The sequence below is a fragment of the Thermodesulfobacterium hveragerdense DSM 12571 genome (assembly GCF_000423845.1).
Taxonomy (GTDB): domain Bacteria; phylum Desulfobacterota; class Thermodesulfobacteria; order Thermodesulfobacteriales; family Thermodesulfobacteriaceae; genus Thermodesulfobacterium; species Thermodesulfobacterium hveragerdense.
This window is the reverse complement of sequence record NZ_AUIT01000001.1, coordinates 87,714-105,274: the sequence shown is the minus strand read 5'-3', so window position 1 is coordinate 105,274 and position 17,561 is coordinate 87,714. Positions and strand designations below refer to the sequence as shown.

Here is a 17,561-nt window from a genome sequence, read left to right as displayed (position 1 = left end):
TTTTTTGTATATAACCTTTCAGAAACTCTTTGTTTAGAGAGAGGTCTTATATGAAAGGGATACACATTAATCCTCAGTTAGGGTTACTTGAGGCTTTAGAGGCTGCCCAACTTCTTGACAGAAGATTAACGGTTACTACCAACAATTTGGCTAACGTCGACACCCCAGGTTATAAAGAAGACAGGTTGAGTTTCCAAGAGGTTTTGATGAAAAAAATAGGTCCTAAAGGAATAAGGGCATTTAAAGAAACAGTACCTTATTTGAATAAAGAACAGGGTATTTTAGAAAATACACAAAATCCCCTACACTTTGCTATCGTAGGGGAAGGTTTTTTTAAGGTTCAAACTCCTAATGGAATAGCTTATACCAGGGCAGGTAATTTTACGATTGATACTCAAAGGAGGTTGGTTACTCCGGAAGGATATCAAGTTTTGGTTAACGGAGCTCCTTTGGTGGTTGACCCTGGTATGGCAAGAGGAGGACTTATTACAATGGAGGATTATAGACTGCAAATTTCTCCTGATGGGGTTTTATCTATAGACGGAACAGAGTTGGGAAGGTTTGATGTAGTTACTTTTCAAGATCTAAATAAACTTAAAAAAATAGGAGAAAACCTATATATGGCAGAAGGTATGGAAGAGATACCCGCTACTAATTATGAGATTAGACAAGGTTTTATAGAAAAGTCTAACGTAAATCCTATAAGAGAGATGGTGGGCTTGATTGAGATTCAGAGGACTTTTCAGTCAGTCCAAAAAAGTATTCAAGGTTGGGATGAAGCAACAGAAAAACTGTTAGGTTTGAATAGATAAAGATACTTGGTAGAGGAGGAAAAGTACGATGATAAGAGGACTTTGGAGTGCTGCTACAGGGATGCAAGGGCAGCAGTTGCAACTTGACGTGATAGCCAACAATCTTGCCAACGTAAACACCGTAGGTTTTAAAAAGAGTAGGGTTGACTTTGAGGATTTGTTTTATCAAAACCTAAAGCTTGCTGGAGCTTTGACAGCAGACGGAACCCAAGTACCTGTGGGAATGCAGATAGGTCTTGGGGTAAGGCCGGTGGCTGTTCCTAAGTTGTTTACCCAAGGAGAGTATCAGCTAACCAACCAAGAGCTTGATTGGGCGATAGAGGGTAGAGGGTTCTTTAGGGTAATCATGGGAGGAGAGGAATATTATACCAGGGCAGGAAACTTTAAACTTGATCGTGATGGATACATCGTTACCCCTGACGGTGCAAGATTACAACCTGAGTTTGCCGTTCCTCAAGGTACAGCAAGGATTGAGGTTACCCCAGACGGAATCATTACTGCCCTTGGCCCAAGAGGAGAAACCTTAGCCCAAGCCCAGCTTACTCTTTATGATTTTACCAACCCTGCAGGTCTTTATGCTGTGGGAAGAAATCTATTTAAACCTACCGATGCTGCAGGAGATGTTATAGAGGGTAACCCTGGACAAAATGGGTTTGGAACCATAGCTCAGGGTTATCTTGAGATGTCTAATGTGGACATCGTAGAAGAGATGGTAAAAATGATCATTACCCAAAGGGCTTATGAGTCTAACTCAAAAGGGGTTTTAACCGCAGACCAGCTTTTAGAAATAGCTAACAACCTTAAGAGGTAGTGGATAGATGAAAAGAAGTTGGTTGTTGGCCTTTTTTATAATCTTTGTGCTTAGTTTTAAGCCTCTTAAAGGAGAAGAGTTTTATACTGAGGCAGATTATAAAAAAATTTTCTTGCAAGAAATACAAGCAAGGCTAAGCAAGGTATATCCAAAATTGAGTTTAGAAAGGTTTAGTGTAGAACCAAGGGAAGCTAAGGTGATTAAAGGAATACCTTACCAAGTTAAATTTTTAGGAAGACCAGGTCTTGGGTCTAACACAGTTATTCTGGTGTTTTTTAAAGACGGAAAAGAAGCTTTTAGGGTTAGACTCTGGGGTTATGTAGAAACCTACGCTTTTGTGGCAGTGTTAGCTAAACCGTTAGAAAAAGGAGAGGTAATCACTAAGAACCACTTAGTTTTTCAAGAGAGGCCGCTCTCAAGGCTTCCTCAGGACGTGGTTTTAGAAGAAAAAGAGGTATTAGGTAAAGAGGTAAGAACAAGCCTTAAGCCTAACGTGATTTTAAGAAAGTCGTTTTTGAACGAACCTCTTTTAATAAAAAGAGGACAAGAGGTTTTAATTATAGGTAGAGGACAGGGATTTTTGGTTAGAACCAAGGGTAAGGCCTTACAAGACGGAAGAAAAGGGGAGGTTATAAAGGTTAAAAATTTAACCAGTACCAAAGAGGTTTTAGGCAAAGTAATCTCACCAAACGAAATCGAGGTGATGCTATAATGAGAATGTCAAAAATTTGGCTATCATTGTGGCTTGTATTTTTGTGGGGCTGTTGGGAGTTTGACCCAAAGACCCCTCCCACCCCCCCACCACCTCCTGAGGTAGCCGTTCAAGTAGAAGAAGGGCGTTATTTGACTAAGGGGTCTTTGTTTAAAGAGGGAAGGGATTTATATGGCTATGCAGATAAAAGAGCCAGGTTTGTAGGGGATATTCTTACGGTTAAGATTGTAGAGACCTATCAAAGTTCTAACACGGTAAGTCAAAAAAGTGGAAAAAGTAGTTCTGCTTCTGCGGGTCTCTCAAGTATTTTAGGCTATGAAAAAGATATAAAAAATATGTTTTTACCTGATGCCGCAGATTTAGGGACTCTGTTTAAAGGTGAGATGAGTTCTTCTACCTCTGGACAGGGACAGATATCAAGACAAAGTAGGATTGTAGCCACTTTAAGTGCACGGGTGGTTAAAGTTTTACCAAACGGGAATTTAGTAATTCAAGGGGTGAGGTCTATTAAAAGAAACAGAGACCTTGAGTATATAACCCTTACAGGGATCGTAAGACCAGAAGACATAGCTGCAGACAATTCGGTACTTTCTACCCAGATTTCTGATGCCTATATCGAATACAGCGGTAAAGGGCCTAATAGTGAGGCTGCAAGTGGACCGGGAATCATTACCAGGCTTTTACAACTATTTTGGTTGTTTTAGAGGGAGGGGTATGAGAAGGATAATCTGTCTTTTACTTTGTTTGTGTTTTTTTCTAGTAGACCAGGCCTTTTCTGTAAGGCTTAAAGATATCAGCGAGGTAGAAGGGGTTAGGGGTAATTTTTTGGTAGGTTATGGACTGGTAGTTGGGCTTAAACAAACCGGAGACGGAGACCAGACTAAGTTTACCGTACAGTCTATAGTAAACATGCTTGAAAGGTTTGGGATTTTGGTGCCTAAGGAACAGGTGAAATTAAAGAACGTGGCTGCTGTGATGGTTACTGCCTATTTACCTCCCTATGCTAAGCCAGGACAAAGGATCGATGTAGAGGTTTCTGCTATAGGTGATGCTAAAAGTCTTCAGGGAGGAACCTTATTGATGACACCCTTAAAAGGTCCTGATGGTCAGGTTTATGCCTTAGCTCAAGGACCTATTTCTATAGGTGGTTTTGGGGCCCAAGGAGGTGGGGCTCAAGTTCAGGTAAACCATCCTACCGTAGGTAAGATCTCTAACGGAGCCATAGTAGAAAGGGAGGTCCCGATGGAAGACCTAAACAGTCTATCAAAGGTGGTTTTAAGCCTGAAAACCGAGGATTTTACCACGACTTCAAAGATAGTTGAGGCTATCAACACTTACCTAAAAGGAAACTATGCGAAGGCCTTAGACCTTAAAAACGTAGAGTTAAACGTACCTTCTAACTATCAGAAAAGGGTAGTAAAACTTTTAGGAGAAATAGGTAATCTTGAGGTTATACCTGATAGCCCAGCAAGGGTGGTTATAGACGAAAAAACTGGTACGGTTATCATCGGAGAAAACGTAAAGATTTCAAGGGTAGCGGTAGCTCATGGAAATTTAAGCGTTGAGATAAAAGAACTGCCAGAAGTTTCTCAGCCATATCCTCTTTCTCCTGGAGAAACCGTGGTGACTCCAAGAACAGAAATACAGGCTAAAGAACAAAAAGCAAAAATTGTGGTTTTAGAGGAAGGGGTAACCTTAGGAGAACTGGTTAGGGCCCTTAATGCAGTTGGAGCCACCCCAAGAGAGCTTATCGCTATCTTACAGGCAATAAAGGCTGCAGGGGCTTTACACGCAGATTTGATGATCATATAAAGAGGATTAAACGATGAAAGCTTATGGAATTTACTATCAAAACCTAAATGAAATAAACAATTTAGCAAAAAAAGACCCTAAGGCTGCTTTAAAAACCCTTTGTAATGAGTTTGAATCCCTTGTCTGGTATGAAATTTTGAAAAACTTTGACCAATCTATGTTTAAAAGCAATTTATTTCCAGAAACCTTAGAAAAAAATTTTTATCAAGATTTTCTCTATCAGGAAATAGGAAGGAATGTAGCTGGAAGGCCAGGAAGTTTAGGGGATTATCTTTATAAAAACCTTTTAAAAAGTGCCTATCTAAAGAATAAGATAGAAAAATCCGATAAATAATTACAAAGGAGGTGAGTTTAAGATGGTACGAAAAGAACTTATCGAACTAAAAGAGACTTTAGAAAAGGAAAAAAAGGCTCTTATGAAAGGGGCGATAGAGGAAATTTTAAAATGGGCTTCTTATAAAGCCAGGCTTGCAAATTTTTTAAAAGATAAAGATGACTTTACTCAAGAAGAACAAGAGATATTAGAAGAGATTTTTAGAATCAATGAAAAGAATAAGATGATAATACAGGCTGGTCTTAATTTTGTAGAAGAAGCCTATAGCTTTTTAACCAACATCTTTTGCCAGCAAGAGACCTATGGAAAAGTCTCACAACAACCTCCAAGGGTTATTTCTAAATCTGCTTAAGGATAGACCATGGCTGGGCTTACAAGCACTTTAAACATAGCTAAAAATTCGCTTCTTGCCTTTCAGTTAGCTACTCAGGTTATAGGACATAATATTTCTAATATAAATAACGAGGCCTACTCCAGACAAAAGGTCGTAGAAACCACCTATCCTCCCAGTCCATCTCCTGTAGGGCCTATAGGAACAGGTGTAAGGGTAGACTTCATCAAGAGATACTTTGACACTTTCTTAGAAAGAAACCTGAATCTAAAGTATACAGATTTGGGACTATACAATGCAGAAGAGTCTGGGCTTAACGTTTTAGAAAGTCTTTTTAACGAGGTAAGCGAAGGGGTCGGACTTACGACAGTTTTAAAGAATTTTTGGGATTCTTGGCAAGCCTTAGCTAACACCCCTGAAAATTTAGCCGCAAGAACGCAAGTTTTAGAGAACGGAAAGTTAATATCTGAAATTTTCCAAAGTAAGTTCCAAGGACTTAGAGATCTTGAAAACCAAATTGGGCTTAAACTTAAAACCATGGCAGAAAGTATCAATAAAATATCTTCTCAGATCGCTGAATTAAACCTGCAGATTACCGCACTTGAGTCTGGAGGAAAAACCGCTAACGATCTCAGAGACCAAAGAGATAATCTTATTAGACAACTCTCCCAGTTAGCTTCTATTCAGTATTTTGAAACCAAAGAAGGGGCTTATAATGTTGTTTTAGGTAAAGGGTTTAACCTGGTAAATTTGGATAGAACCTGGAAGCTTGAGATCTCTGGTACAGACATATATTGGGTAGATACCTCAGGGGGCAAGGTACCTATCTCAAGCAAGGAGGTGGCTTCCGGAGAGCTTGGGGGTTGGTTGAGACTTCTTAAACAGCTTTCAGATAAATACAACTACGAATATGTTTCAGGAAACAAAATAAGTTTTAATATTTGGGGGAGAGCGATTTCTGAGAGCGACAAACTCTCAGATCTTGGACTTTCTGGTACTGTAACCTTTAATGTTACAGGCACCGATCATTTTGGGAATGCTGTCTCTGGAAGCATCTCTTATGACCTTTCAATAAACCCTGACGTCACCTTAAGAGATCTTTTAGACCAAATAGAAGGATTTTATAACTATACAGTTAAGGCTTATATAAAGGATGGCAGGCTTTTTGTGGAAGACAACTTTAGAGGTCCTGGAAAGATTAGTTTTTCTATGAGTGGTCCTTTTGATTTTGGGAGCTTTTCAGACCCTGCTTATCAAAGAAGGGTAGAAGAGTTAAACCTGGCAGGAAAACTTAAACTCTTTGGCGAAGAGCTGGTAAAGGCTGTAAACGAGCTTCATACTCAAGGGGTAGGGCTTACGTTCTACACAGGAGAATTAGAAGGGGCTTATTCAGCCCAAAAATATATCAAAGAATTGCCCTATTTTCTTGACCTTGCCAAAAATCAGACAGGAAATCAATTTACAGGGTTTTTCTACATATGGGTTAAAAATCTTCAAGGTCAGATCACTCCTGTAAAAGTATCGGTTGATGGGTTATCTGTTAACGCTACCCTTGATGATTTAGTAGATAGGATTAACCTGTCTTTTCAACAAGCAGGTTTTTATGACCCTTCAGACCCGAATGCTCAACATCTTAAGGCCTTGGTAAGAGGAGGAAAACTTGTTTTTCAGGCTAAAGAAGGCTATGCTTTTGCCTTTTCAAACGATACCTCAGGGATTCTGCTTGCTACCGGAATAAATCTCTTTTTTGTAGGAACAGACCCAGAAGATTTTTCGGTAAACAATGCTCTTGTGCTAAAACCAGAGTTAATTGCCTCAGGTAAGATGGACTTAAACGCCTTAAGAACAGAAAATCCTCTTTTTAAAACCTATAAGAGTGTTTCCACAGTTAATCCTTCTCAAACTTTTGATAATAGCTTAAGTAAAATCTATCTTCGGTTTTATGATGATAAGGTCAATCAGGTGCCTTTGTTTGATCAAAACCTTTATAACGAAAAGGTCTTCTTTGTGTTAGGAGGTAATGTTTCTGAAAATACCAAGTTGACAACCCTTGGGTTTTCTGACGGAACCATCATAAACTACGGAGGAACTCTTTATGATGGAACAGTGGTAGCCGGTACTTTTACGGTCAATCCTTTTAACACGCTAAAAGACTTTATGGAAAATATAAAAGCTACCTACAACTATACGGTAGAGATTTATATAAAAGACGGGATGTTATGTATAGAAAATAAAACTGCAGGTAATAGTCAGTTAAATTTTAATTCTGTTGAGTTAACTCAGAATAGTTATTTTGGTCCTAACTATAGATGGAATATTACCCCTTCTCAAGAGTATTTTATAGAGATTCCTGTGGCCACAAACGAAGACCTCTCCTCTATCCTTGCTAAAATAGACAGGCTTCCTTATCTAAGAGCTTACATAGATGCCGAAAATAAAGCAGTTTTAGGGCTTGAGGCTAACCAGACCAGAGCTTACGCCTTCGAAGTAGGAGACAATAGTAACGTAAACGGGTTTATAGATTTTTTAAGAACTCAACAGATGTATATCCCTTCTTTTAGAGGGGATCCAGATGTTGCTACCCTTAGGGTAACGACAGGTTTTGAAGACTTTGATTTAGACCCTAACTCTCAGGATTACCTTTCATTTTATCTTTTTGATAAAAAGGGAAGTTACTTAGATACCCTTAAGGTAAGACTTGATGATGGAAAGACTATTTTAGACGTGATCAGAGAGATTAATTCACCTCAAAATGCAAAGTATGGGCTTTCTGCAAGGCTTGATAGGTCTGGCAAGCTAATGGTAGAAACTACTGGACTTTATCAAACAGCTACCTTTGTAGTCCAAGATGAGGTCTATGATGGAATCAACTATACCCAAACTAAATATGATCAGGGGTTTATAAATGCTCTTAAGGGTTATGAGTTTAAGAGAGGGGATAATCGGACTGCTCAGGCTATAGCAGACCTTTCTTCTGTTACCAGAGAAAATTTAAACTATGCTACCCTTGAGGACTATTATTCAAGTTTGGTAGGAGAGGTGGGGTCTGCTACCAAGGCCGTAAAAGATAACAAAAACTTTTTAGAAACTTTAATTTCTCAGATAAAGGCGATAAAAGACAGTATTTCAGGAGTTTCTTTAGACGAAGAGATGACTAATCTTATCAAATATCAGCAAGCCTTTGCTGCAGCCGCAAAAATTTTAACCTCAGTAGAAGATATGTTAGAAAACCTTATCAGTGCAAAACGTTAATATTAAGAGGGTAAGACCATGAGAATAGGTTTTAACACCAAATATAATAGTGTGCTTACAGACCTAAACCGACTTTCCTCTGACTTAAACTTAACCCAACTTAAGATTTCTTCAGGTAAAAATTTTATCAGACCTTCAGATAATCCTTCAGATGTGGTTATTTCTCTTAATTATAGACAAGGAATTAATAAAATTGAGAAGTATCAAAAGGCTATCGATGACGGACTGGCCTTTTTAAAGACCCAAGAGTCAACCTTAGGAAATGTAGAAGACTTGGTGGCAAGGGCAAAGGTGCTTGCTATCCAGGCTGCAAATGCAACTCAAGATATCAACGCAAGGAAAGCTACCGCAGAGGAAATAGATAAAATCCTCCATTCGGTTTTATCCTTAGCTAACTCTCAGTTAGGCGAGAAGTATCTATTTGCAGGGCAAAAGACCAGTGGTTTTGCCCCAGGGACTTTCCCTTTTGAACTAACCAAAGAAACCCTTCCTGATGGTCAGGTAATCGAGAAGGTAGTTTATAACGGTTCAGTAGAAGATTTTTCCATAAGCTATGATAAAGGTATGCAGATAAAATTGGGAGAAAACGGACAAAAAGTTTTTATGGATTCAGGGATTTTTGAAACCCTTATAGGGTTAAAAAGACTACTTTTAACCGATAACCAGATAGACTATCAGCAGGAAACATATAATATCCAACGATTTATAGGTAAGCTTGATGAAGTTTACAACCATATAGCAGAAAAAAGAAGTTTGATAGGGGCTCAAATATCTCATCTTGAGACTAAAAAAGAACTTTATACAGATTTTAAACAGACTTTGGAGAATAATCTTGGGTCTCTTGAAAGTGCAGATTTGGCAGAGCTTGCTACCAAGATGCAGATGCTTTCTATAGCTTATGATGCAGCCCTTAAAGCTACAGCTATGGTAAGTGGAATGAGTTTAGTGAAGTATGTCTAAAGTTTACTCCAGGTAGGAAAGAGAAAATTTTTTCCTGAGATGTAGACCTGAGATAGATGAGAGGGCAGGTGGATAAGGTATATACCATGCCCTTGAGGACCTTCTCCAGAGGCAAGGAGATAGTCTCCTGTAGGTGAGAAGGCTGGGTCTTCTAAACGGCCTTTGAAGGCAAATTTATCTTCCTTTCCAGTGGTAAGGTCTTGTAAAACTAAATAGGTTAGGCCCCCGCCTCTTGACAAATAAAGGACTTTATCTCCTTTTGGTGAGAACCTGGGAGAGGTATTGTAAGCCCTTATTTTGGAAATTTTTTTTGTCTGTTTGGTTTCTAAGTCAAAAAGATTGATAGTAGGTTTTCCTGTCCTTCTATCATGTACATAAAGAAGTTTTTGTCCATCCTTCGATAAGTCTCCTACCTGATAAATCCCTTCTCCTCTTAAGATAGGTTCGAGGTTCTGATTTTCTAAGCTAAATCTATAAATTCCTATTTCTGCTTGATCTTCTATGGTTAAAAAAAGACTCTTTTCATCAGGACTCCATACAGGGGTAGAACTTATACCTTTTATGTTAAAGGCCTTTTTTTCTCCGGTTTTAAGGTCTAAAATTTCTAAGAAGTAGAGCTGTTTTTCATATACTAAATAAGCTAACTTTTGACCAGAAGGAGAAAACTTAGGGAAGAGAATAAGAGGGGCTGATCTCAATTCCTTAGGGTTTTCTTTAGAGAAGTCTGCAAGGTATAGACGGTCTTTTCCTAAGGTTCTTTTTACGAAAGCTATCTTAGAGTAGGCTATTCCTTTATGATGGGAAAGGTCTTCGATTAGTTTATCTGTAATAAGATAGATAAGTCTTTCTGGTTGAGATAGAGTACCTTTTAAGTGGTATTCGCCTATGATCCTTTTTTCAAGAAGGTCTTCAAGTTGCCCTTTAAAGGTAATCTCCGATGAGGTTAGGCTAAAACTTCCGGTTAGGTAATATTCTTTAGAGATAGGCTGAGAAAAGGGAGGGTTAGGGGTTGCTAAGACAAAAAGATGTAGGTTTATCATCTTTCTTAAAAGGGAGGTTAATTTGGCAGAAACCGAAGGGTCTCCTTTAAAATCAGGAACCCTGACTAATATTTTTCCAAAGGTTTGGCTTTCAACAGTAATGAGAGGAAGACCTTCAGAGGTTTCAGTAGCCTTAGTAGGTAAAGCTCCTGCTAAGGCTAAGAGAATAGATAGAAATATCCAGATGCCCTTAAATTTCATAGAAACCGTTTTCCATTTTCACCACATCTTCGAACTTTATATCTATTCCTAATATTCCGATGATTTCTTCGTATTTATTCCTTATGGGGATAGAAAGAGTAATACAAAGATTACCTGTAATCTTAGAAGTGTAAAACTTGGAAGTATAGGTTTTACCCGTCTTCATCGGAACTTTAAACCACTCTCTGTTTTCAAACGTTTCTGTTTTAAGAAGCTCTTCGAACTTGGGAAGAAATTCGATATCGTTGGTCAACCCCACTACGGGTTTTCCCTCTGCGTCAACTATGTAAATAAACTGAACGTATGGATGTTCTTCCAAAAATTTTTTGAGCACAGGCCTTATTTTGGTTGCTTTAAGGGTAGACATTTCTTTTTCTTGAGAGAGGTCTTCGATATAATGAGACATAAGTTTTATGACATAGTCCCTTAGATGGTCAAGCTCGGATACAAAGAGTTCAGGGAGATACTTTTTGGTGTAAGCCAGCATCTCTTCGTTAGAAATAGGGGTAACTCTTCCTTTTTCATATTCTTCGATGATTTTTTTGTAGATTTTAGCCACCCCTGGATGTCTTTTATCAATCTGTTTTTCTCCTTCAAGCCTAAAGTGCATGTTAATCCAATAGGCAATTCCAGCGGTTCCGCTTTTATCCGTGATGATGATCTGTATAGGTCTTTTTAATACACGTAAGGTATCAAAAGAGTTGTAAATTTCTTCATTTTTTATCAAACCATCTATGTGGATTCCTGCTTTGGTAGCGTTAAATTCTTCTCCCACTAAAGGCTGCCTGGGAGGGATTTTTTCATGAAGTTCGGTTTTATAGTAATTTACGATATCAGTTATGACAGAAACATCCATGCCATCAGCTGTACCTTTTAAAGCAATATATTCAAACACCATCGCCTCAAGAGGGGTGTTACCTGTGCGTTCCCCTATACCAAGAAGAGAGGTATTGACATAGGTACATCCGTAAAGCCAAGCAGCCGTTGCATTTATTACCCCTTTATAGAAGTCGTTATGGCCATGCCACTCAAGAAGTTCTTCAGGAACCCCAGCTTCTTCTATAAAAGCCCTAATAAGCTTCGGTACACTTACAGGAAGAGCTGCCTCAGAATAAGGTACACCCAATCCTAAGGTATCACAAAGTCTGATTTTAACATCTATACCACTTTCTTCTCTAAGTTTCATAAGCTCTATAGCAAAGGGTATCACAAACCCATAAATATCAGCCCTGGTTATGTCTTCAAAATGACACCTTGGTCGAATTCCTAACGAAAGGGCTTCTTTTACGATAGCTAAATAATCCTCTAAAGCCTGTTTTCTTGTTTTTTTGAGTTTTAAAAAGATATGATAGTCAGAACAGGAGGTAAGGATACCTGTTTCTTTAAGTCCAGCCTCTTTTACTAATTTTAGGTCGTTTTTGTTAGCCCTTATCCAGCCTGTAATTTCAGGATATTGATACCCTAAGGCTAAACATTTTTCTAAAGCCTCTCTGTCTTTTGCGGTATAAAGAAAAAATTCAGTTTTCCTTATTATCCCTTTAGGCCCGCTAAGTTTGTGTAAAAACTTATAGAGAAATTCAATTTGTTCTGGAGTATAGGGAACCCTGGCTTGTTGCCCATCTCTAAAGGTGGTGTCTGTGATGTAAAGATTTTTAGCAGGTTGAGGGGGTATGTATTTTCCGTCAAAAATAATTCTTGGTGGTTCTATGTAAGGGAAAAATTCTTTAAGCAGATTAGGAGTCTCTACATCTTTTAAAGTATAGGTATTTTTGCAAGGTTTTAGTTTTAGCATGGTTCTTTCCCTTTTTATACCAAGAGGTGAAAGTTTACCCTCTTGGACTGGGGTATTTGTATCCCGCCCTTTATCAGGTAAGGGTCTTCTCCCCAGCAGGCGGCATTTACCCTTACCTAAAATATATTAAAAACTTTAAATAAATTTAAAGGCAATTAGCTAAAAATCAAGTTCTATGTTATTATTAAAAATTTTAGACTATTTAGCCTAAAAAGGGTTGACAAAACAATTTTTAGTAGGATTATTATTTTTAATATGTACCTAACTATAAAGAAATTGGTAGAAGAAATGAGCAAAGAATTTAAGATCATCCCTGCTGAAAGGACTTTTGGGGTAGAATATGCGATAAGAGATATCGTTGAAGCCTCTCAGGAGGCCAAAAAAGCAGGAAAAGACCTTATCTGCCTTAACATAGGAGATCCTGTTAAATATGGTTTTAAAACACCAGAACATATCGTTAAAGCTGCTTGCGAAGCTCTTTTAAACAATCTTAATTCTTATTCAGAGTCTACCGGTATATCTGAAGCTATAGAAGCTATAGAAAGTTATGCCCTAAAAAAGGGGATAAAACCTGTTGATATTTATATTACTCAAGGGGCATCTGAAGCCATAGAGTTTGCCATTTCTGCCTTGGCTAACCCTGGAGATAACATTCTTCTCCCTTCTCCTTGTTATCCTCTTTATCAGGCGATAGTTGCTAAGTTTCAGATTGAACCGCGATTTTATTATCTTGATGAAGAAAAAGACTGGGAAATAGACGTAAACTCGATAGAACCTCTGATAGATACAAGAACCAAGGCCATAGTAATCATCAACCCTAACAACCCCACCGGAGCTATTTATTCTAAGGAAACCTTGGAAAAAATTTTAGAAATAGCAGAAAAATATCAGCTCGTAGTGCTTTCTGACGAGATTTACGATCAATTTATTCTGGAAGAAGGAATAGAGCATGTTTCTATCGCTTCCTTAACCGATAAAGTTCCTGTGCTAACCTTTAACGGTCTTTCTAAAAATTACTTTGCTCCTGGTTTTAGGATAGGTTGGGGGATAGTTTCTGGTCCAGAGGAAATGGTTAAAGATTATGTAGATGCTATCCATAAACTTGCACGTACCAGACTTTGTGCTTCTCATCCTCTTCAGTTTGCCATCCCTGCAGCCCTTAATCAAGAAAATATTTACATAAAACAAGTGATACCTCAACTTAAAAAGAGAAGAGACCTTTTGGTAGATGGAATAAACAGTATCCATAGCCTTTCTTGTGTAAAACCTAAAGGTGCCTTTTATGCTTTTCCTAAGTTTGAAATCCCAAGCATTGAAGATTTAGATTTTGTGAAAAGGTTGATCTTAGAGGAAGGAGTGGTAGTAGTTCATGGTAGTGGTTTTGGTCAAAAACCTAACACTAAACATTTTCGTATCATCTTTCTTCCTGAAGAAACATTAATTTTAAAGGCATTAGAACGGATAGAAAGGTTTGTGAAGAAGTTTCTTTAGACATGAGGATTCCTTCTGTCAACGAAGTCAAGCAACGTTTATCTCTTCTTTATCCTAACTATACATTGAGTTATTTTACTGAGCCTGCTCGAAAGGTTACAGCCCTTATAAGAGAAAAATGGCAAAAAGGTGAACTAAAAGACCTTACTGAAGAAAGGTTGATAGACTTGATCAAGCAGGTTTTTGAAAACTATGAAAGACCTTCTTTGCAAAGAGTGATAAACGCCACAGGTGTAGTCATACATACCAACTTAGGACGAGCTCCTTTAGCCGAAAAAGCTATTCAAGAGATAGTAAAGGTTGCAAGATTTTATAGTAACCTAGAGTTTAATTTAGAAGAGGGTAAGCGAGGAAGCAGATATGCCCATGTAGAAGAAATTCTTATAGAAATTACAGGAGCTGAGGGTGCACTGGTAGTCAACAATAACGCTTCTGCCGTACTGATTGCACTTAATACGTTAGCTTTGGGAAAGGAGGTTATCGTTTCAAGGGGAGAGTTGGTAGAGATCGGAGGGTCTTTTAGAGTGCCTGACGTGATGAAGTGGGCTGGCTGTATCTTGCGAGAAGTAGGAACTACCAACAAAACCCATCTTTACGATTACGAGAGGGCGATAAACGAAAATACCGGATTACTTCTTAAGGTTCACAAAAGTAATTTTGCTATCGTAGGATTTACCAAAGAGGTCAGTTCGGAAGAGTTGGTAGCTTTAGGCAAGAAATATAATCTTCCGGTGATGGAAGATTTAGGGAGCGGATGTTTGATAGACCTTTCTAAATACGGTTATTCCAAGGAACCTACGGTTAAAGATGTATTAGCTTCAGGGGTAGATATTGTTACTTTTTCAGGAGATAAACTTTTAGGTGGCCCGCAAGCCGGTATCATTCTTGGTAAGAAAGAATTTATAGAAAAAATAAGAAAAAATCCTTTAAACCGTGCTCTAAGGATAGATAAACTTACTTTAGCAGGTTTAGAAGCAACTCTAAGACTTTACCGTGATGAAACTTTAGCCATAGAGCATATACCTACGTTAAAAATGATCCTCACCCCTAAAGAAAAACTAAAAAAAGCGTCTTTAAAGCTTTTTAGACAGTTAAAAAAGATTGATTTACAAGGTTTTACTTTTAAAGTGATCGAAAGTTCAGGAAAAACAGGAGGAGGTTCTTTGCCTTTGTTAGACCTTCCTTCTTTTGTAGTAGGTATTTATTCAGAAAAGTTTTCTCCTCAAAGGTTGCAGGAGTTTTTAAGAAAAAATAACCCTCCCATCATTACCAGGATAGAAGAAGATTTTTTGGTGATAGATCCAAGATGTCTTTTTCCAGAAGACTATCCTGAAATTTTAAGAGCTTTTCAGAGGTTAAAACATGAGTTTGAAGGTTCCTCTTAACTGGTCTTGGTTTTTACCTTATTTGCAACAAAAATTTTCAGGTGAAAACTTACACTTAGGAGAGTTTTTTAGGTACTCAACTATAGAACTTTTCTCTCACTATCCTAAAGAAAAACTTTTGCCGCTTTTACTGATAGAAAGATACCTATGGGAAAATGTTGATAGAAATTTTTTTAAAAGTGAGATGTTAAGTTTAGTGCTTGAAAAAGAAAAGGTAAAAGGATATCTTTTTAGATGTCCTGAGACTTTTTTAGAAAACCTGGAAGGATTTTCCTTTATAAGGATAGAAAAAAATCTGTTTTTTTATCCTATTTCTTGGGGAGGTTTGACCAAACTTCTTTTTTCTCTTTGGAAAAAAGAAGTTCCTTTTGTAGCGGTTGAGGTAGAACTGGGAACCTTAGAGGATTGTAAACAGTTTTTAGAGATACCTCAATGGTTAGACTTTAGTAGATTTAGCTTGTCAACCAAAGAAAACCTACAGAATTATCTCCCTTTTGAGAATTTAGGGTTGGTTAAGACCATAGAAGAAAGGTTTTTAACTGAAGGAGACTTTATCTTCTTAGCAGACAAAAAAGAGTCTATTTTAGAACTGCAGTTTAAAGATGTAGAGATATTAGAAAGATTAGAAAATCAAGAAAGATTGTTGCTGGTAGGAAAAGGAAACTTTAGTTCTTTATGGACTAATACTCAGGGGTTATTTAAAAATGTAGGGATTCTTACCAAAGAAGTTTGGGATTTTTACAAAGTTAAAGAATCTTCACCTTTGATGTATGCTATTTCTGCTCTGGAGCATTCAAGAAGGTTGAAAGGGGAAAACAAGGTAATTTTTGAGGGTTTTAGTTATCATGTGTTAGGAGACATTTATTATGAATGGGAGGATTTAGGGAAGGCTTTAAAATACTATAACTTAGCTGAAAATCATACCAAGCAACCTGTAGAGCTTGCTTTAAGTAAGGGGGCTATCTACTATCTTTTAGGAGATTTTGATAAAGCAGAAAAGATATTAAAATCTCGTCTTTGTGGATGTGAAAAAGAAGACCCTGCTATTCATTACAACCTGGGCTTGATCTATTATCAAAAAGGAGATTATGAAAAAGGAAGGTATCATTTTTACAAGGCCCATCTTTTAGAACCAGAAAATCATGTTTTTAGAGAGGCTTTGGTAAAATTTCTATGGGATATAGGTGCTTATCAAGAGTTAGAAGAGGTTCTTTTAAACACAAACAAGTTAACTCTTAAAGAAGAGTTGTATTTAGGAAAGCTATTTTTTCAACAAAAGAGGTACGAACAAGCCTTTGAATTGTTAAAAAAGACTTTAAACCTCCCAGAAAGAGACGGAGAAACTTTAAGTTTCTTAGCCTGGCTTTATGTTCATTTTAACAGAGAAAAAGAGGTTTCTGAGCTACTTAAACAAGAGGCCACAAAGCTACTCACAGAAAAGGAGAAAAAAAGATTAGCTGAAGAGTTTGGGATTAGTTTTACATGAAAATAACTGTTTTAGGCTCAGGGACTGGATGGATAAGACTTGACAGGAACTCTCCAGGTTATCTGGTAGAAAAAGATGGGTTTTTACTGGTTCTTGACCTTGGTTATGGTGTATTAAAACAGATTTTAAAGCTTGGTTATGGTTTAGAAGACCTTTCAGCTATTTTTATTTCTCATTTTCATCCAGACCATATTTCTGACCTTATTCCGTTCTTTTTTGCCAGCCGCTACAAGCTTGGTTATCAGAGGTTTCAACCGGTGTATGTCTATGCACCAAAAGGGTTCTTAAATCTTCTTGAGAAATTAAATCAGGCCTTGAACCACTGGGTTGAACCTCCTGAGGAGGTTTTTAGGTTGGTTGAACTTCCGTTAACAGAAGGGTATGAATTTGTAATCGGACCTTTTAAAGCTAAAACTTCTCCGGTTAAACATAATCCTGAAAGTTTAGCCATTAGGTTAGAAGTCCAGGGAAAAAGCTTGGTATATTCTGGAGATACTGGTTTTTGTGACTCCCTTATAAGGCTTGCTGAAAAAGCAGATGTTCTTATCTTAGAATGTGCTAATTCAGAAGAGTTTAAGGTAGAGGGACATCTTTCTCCTACAGAGGCAGGGATGATTGCAGAAGGAAGTAGGGTGGGTAAACTTATTCTTTCTCATTTTTATCCCCATAGTGAAAAAAAAGAAATACCAGATATAATAAAAAAACATTTTTCAGGTGAGGTTGTTTTAGCCGAAGATTTTATGGTTTTAACCCTATGAAATCCCTTAAAATAGTTTGGCAAAAAGGAAAAGAAGAAAATCCCTTTGCTGAAAGGATGAACCTTACCTATCTAAACCTGGAAAAAGCACTTATGACGTTAACTCCTATTTTGTTTGAGATGGGAGTTAAGGTTGAGTTTGAGAAACTGGAGGTAGAAGAAAGACCTAAAGAACTTAAAGATTGGCAAAAAAGGATTTTGATAGAGGATAAGTTTGTCGAGGACTTTTTAGACATAGAAACGAGACAAAGTTTTTGCTTAGGACTGTGTGGTAAAGTGTGTGATGTGTTGTGCAAAGATAAGATAGAAGAAATTCCTGATCATCTTATCATTGCAGCGGTTTTTAACGTGGTAAGAGAAAAATTAAACAAAATGGAGGGCTAAA

16 protein-coding genes are annotated in these 17,561 nt (G+C 37.6%); 14 read left to right on the top strand and 2 right to left on the bottom strand.

Annotated elements, in window-relative coordinates; genetic code table 11:
- Window positions 1-50 precede the first annotated feature (50 nt).
- From flgF to flgL, 9 genes are read left to right on the top strand one after another with little or no spacing between them, the layout of a single operon-like run.
- Complete coding sequence (gene flgF, locus G580_RS0100585; RefSeq protein ID WP_038041170.1) at window positions 51-812, top strand: flagellar basal-body rod protein FlgF; 762 nt, start codon at window positions 51-53, stop codon at window positions 810-812.
- Window positions 813-840: 28 nt separating this feature from the next.
- The gene (gene flgG, locus G580_RS0100580; RefSeq protein ID WP_028840595.1) at window positions 841-1,623 is read left to right on the top strand and encodes a flagellar basal-body rod protein FlgG; all 783 of its coding nucleotides are present in this window, start codon (window positions 841-843) and stop codon (window positions 1,621-1,623) included.
- Window positions 1,624-1,630: 7 nt separating this feature from the next.
- Complete coding sequence (flgA, locus tag G580_RS0100575) at window positions 1,631-2,335, top strand: flagellar basal body P-ring formation chaperone FlgA (protein WP_028840594.1); 705 nt, start codon at window positions 1,631-1,633, stop codon at window positions 2,333-2,335.
- A gap of 5 nt (window positions 2,336-2,340) precedes the next feature.
- On the top strand, window positions 2,341-3,039 hold the full coding sequence (locus G580_RS09395) for a flagellar basal body L-ring protein FlgH (protein ID WP_169357048.1): 699 nt from the start codon (window positions 2,341-2,343) through the stop codon (window positions 3,037-3,039).
- A 10-nt stretch (window positions 3,040-3,049) separates the two neighbouring features.
- Entirely contained in the window at window positions 3,050-4,147 is a 1,098-nt protein-coding gene (locus tag G580_RS0100565; RefSeq protein WP_028840593.1) for a flagellar basal body P-ring protein FlgI, read from the top strand.
- A 13-nt stretch (window positions 4,148-4,160) separates the two neighbouring features.
- Complete coding sequence (locus tag G580_RS0100560; RefSeq protein WP_028840592.1) at window positions 4,161-4,481, top strand: hypothetical protein; 321 nt, start codon at window positions 4,161-4,163, stop codon at window positions 4,479-4,481.
- A 22-nt stretch (window positions 4,482-4,503) separates the two neighbouring features.
- Window positions 4,504-4,833, top strand: coding sequence for a hypothetical protein (locus tag G580_RS0100555; protein WP_028840591.1), 330 nt, complete (start codon window positions 4,504-4,506; stop codon window positions 4,831-4,833).
- 9 nt (window positions 4,834-4,842) lie between these two features.
- Window positions 4,843-8,064: a flagellar hook-associated protein FlgK gene (gene flgK / locus G580_RS0100550; protein ID WP_028840590.1), complete on the top strand. Its 3,222-nt coding sequence runs from the start codon at window positions 4,843-4,845 to the stop codon at window positions 8,062-8,064.
- A gap of 18 nt (window positions 8,065-8,082) precedes the next feature.
- Window positions 8,083-9,024, top strand: coding sequence for a flagellar hook-associated protein FlgL (gene flgL, locus G580_RS10845; protein ID WP_028840589.1), 942 nt, complete (start codon window positions 8,083-8,085; stop codon window positions 9,022-9,024).
- On the opposite strand, the gene G580_RS0100540 is transcribed toward flgL, so the two are convergent.
- Both G580_RS0100540 and G580_RS0100535 read right to left on the bottom strand, forming a co-directional pair.
- On the bottom strand, window positions 9,021-10,265 hold the full coding sequence (locus G580_RS0100540) for a TolB-like translocation protein (RefSeq protein ID WP_028840588.1): 1,245 nt from the start codon (window positions 10,263-10,265) through the stop codon (window positions 9,021-9,023). The genes flgL and G580_RS0100540 overlap by 4 nt on opposite strands.
- Window positions 10,255-12,057: a triose-phosphate isomerase gene (locus G580_RS0100535; RefSeq protein ID WP_028840587.1), complete on the bottom strand. Its 1,803-nt coding sequence runs from the start codon at window positions 12,055-12,057 to the stop codon at window positions 10,255-10,257. The genes G580_RS0100540 and G580_RS0100535 overlap by 11 nt, the downstream gene beginning before the upstream one ends.
- A gap of 255 nt (window positions 12,058-12,312) precedes the next feature.
- On the opposite strand from G580_RS0100535, the gene G580_RS0100530 reads away from it, so the two are divergent.
- Genes G580_RS0100530 through G580_RS0100510 form a run of 5 tightly spaced genes read left to right on the top strand, consistent with a single transcriptional unit; the run spans window position 12,313 to window position 17,560 of the window.
- A complete protein-coding gene (locus G580_RS0100530) occupies window positions 12,313-13,548 on the top strand; it encodes an aminotransferase class I/II-fold pyridoxal phosphate-dependent enzyme (RefSeq protein ID WP_245542818.1) in 1,236 nt (411 codons plus the stop codon).
- A 2-nt stretch (window positions 13,549-13,550) separates the two neighbouring features.
- Window positions 13,551-14,933 (top strand): L-seryl-tRNA(Sec) selenium transferase, encoded by a 1,383-nt coding sequence (selA, locus tag G580_RS0100525; protein WP_028840585.1) that lies wholly within the window; start codon window positions 13,551-13,553, stop codon window positions 14,931-14,933.
- Complete coding sequence (locus tag G580_RS0100520; protein ID WP_028840584.1) at window positions 14,911-16,419, top strand: tetratricopeptide repeat protein; 1,509 nt, start codon at window positions 14,911-14,913, stop codon at window positions 16,417-16,419. Before selA ends, G580_RS0100520 begins: the two co-directional genes overlap by 23 nt.
- Window positions 16,416-17,177, top strand: a complete 762-nt coding sequence (locus G580_RS0100515) for an MBL fold metallo-hydrolase (protein WP_028840583.1) — start codon at window positions 16,416-16,418, stop codon at window positions 17,175-17,177. The genes G580_RS0100520 and G580_RS0100515 overlap by 4 nt, the downstream gene beginning before the upstream one ends.
- Window positions 17,174-17,560 (top strand): DUF2703 domain-containing protein, encoded by a 387-nt coding sequence (locus G580_RS0100510; protein WP_028840582.1) that lies wholly within the window; start codon window positions 17,174-17,176, stop codon window positions 17,558-17,560. Before G580_RS0100515 ends, G580_RS0100510 begins: the two co-directional genes overlap by 4 nt.
- The last annotated feature ends 1 nt before the right edge of the window (window position 17,561 follow it).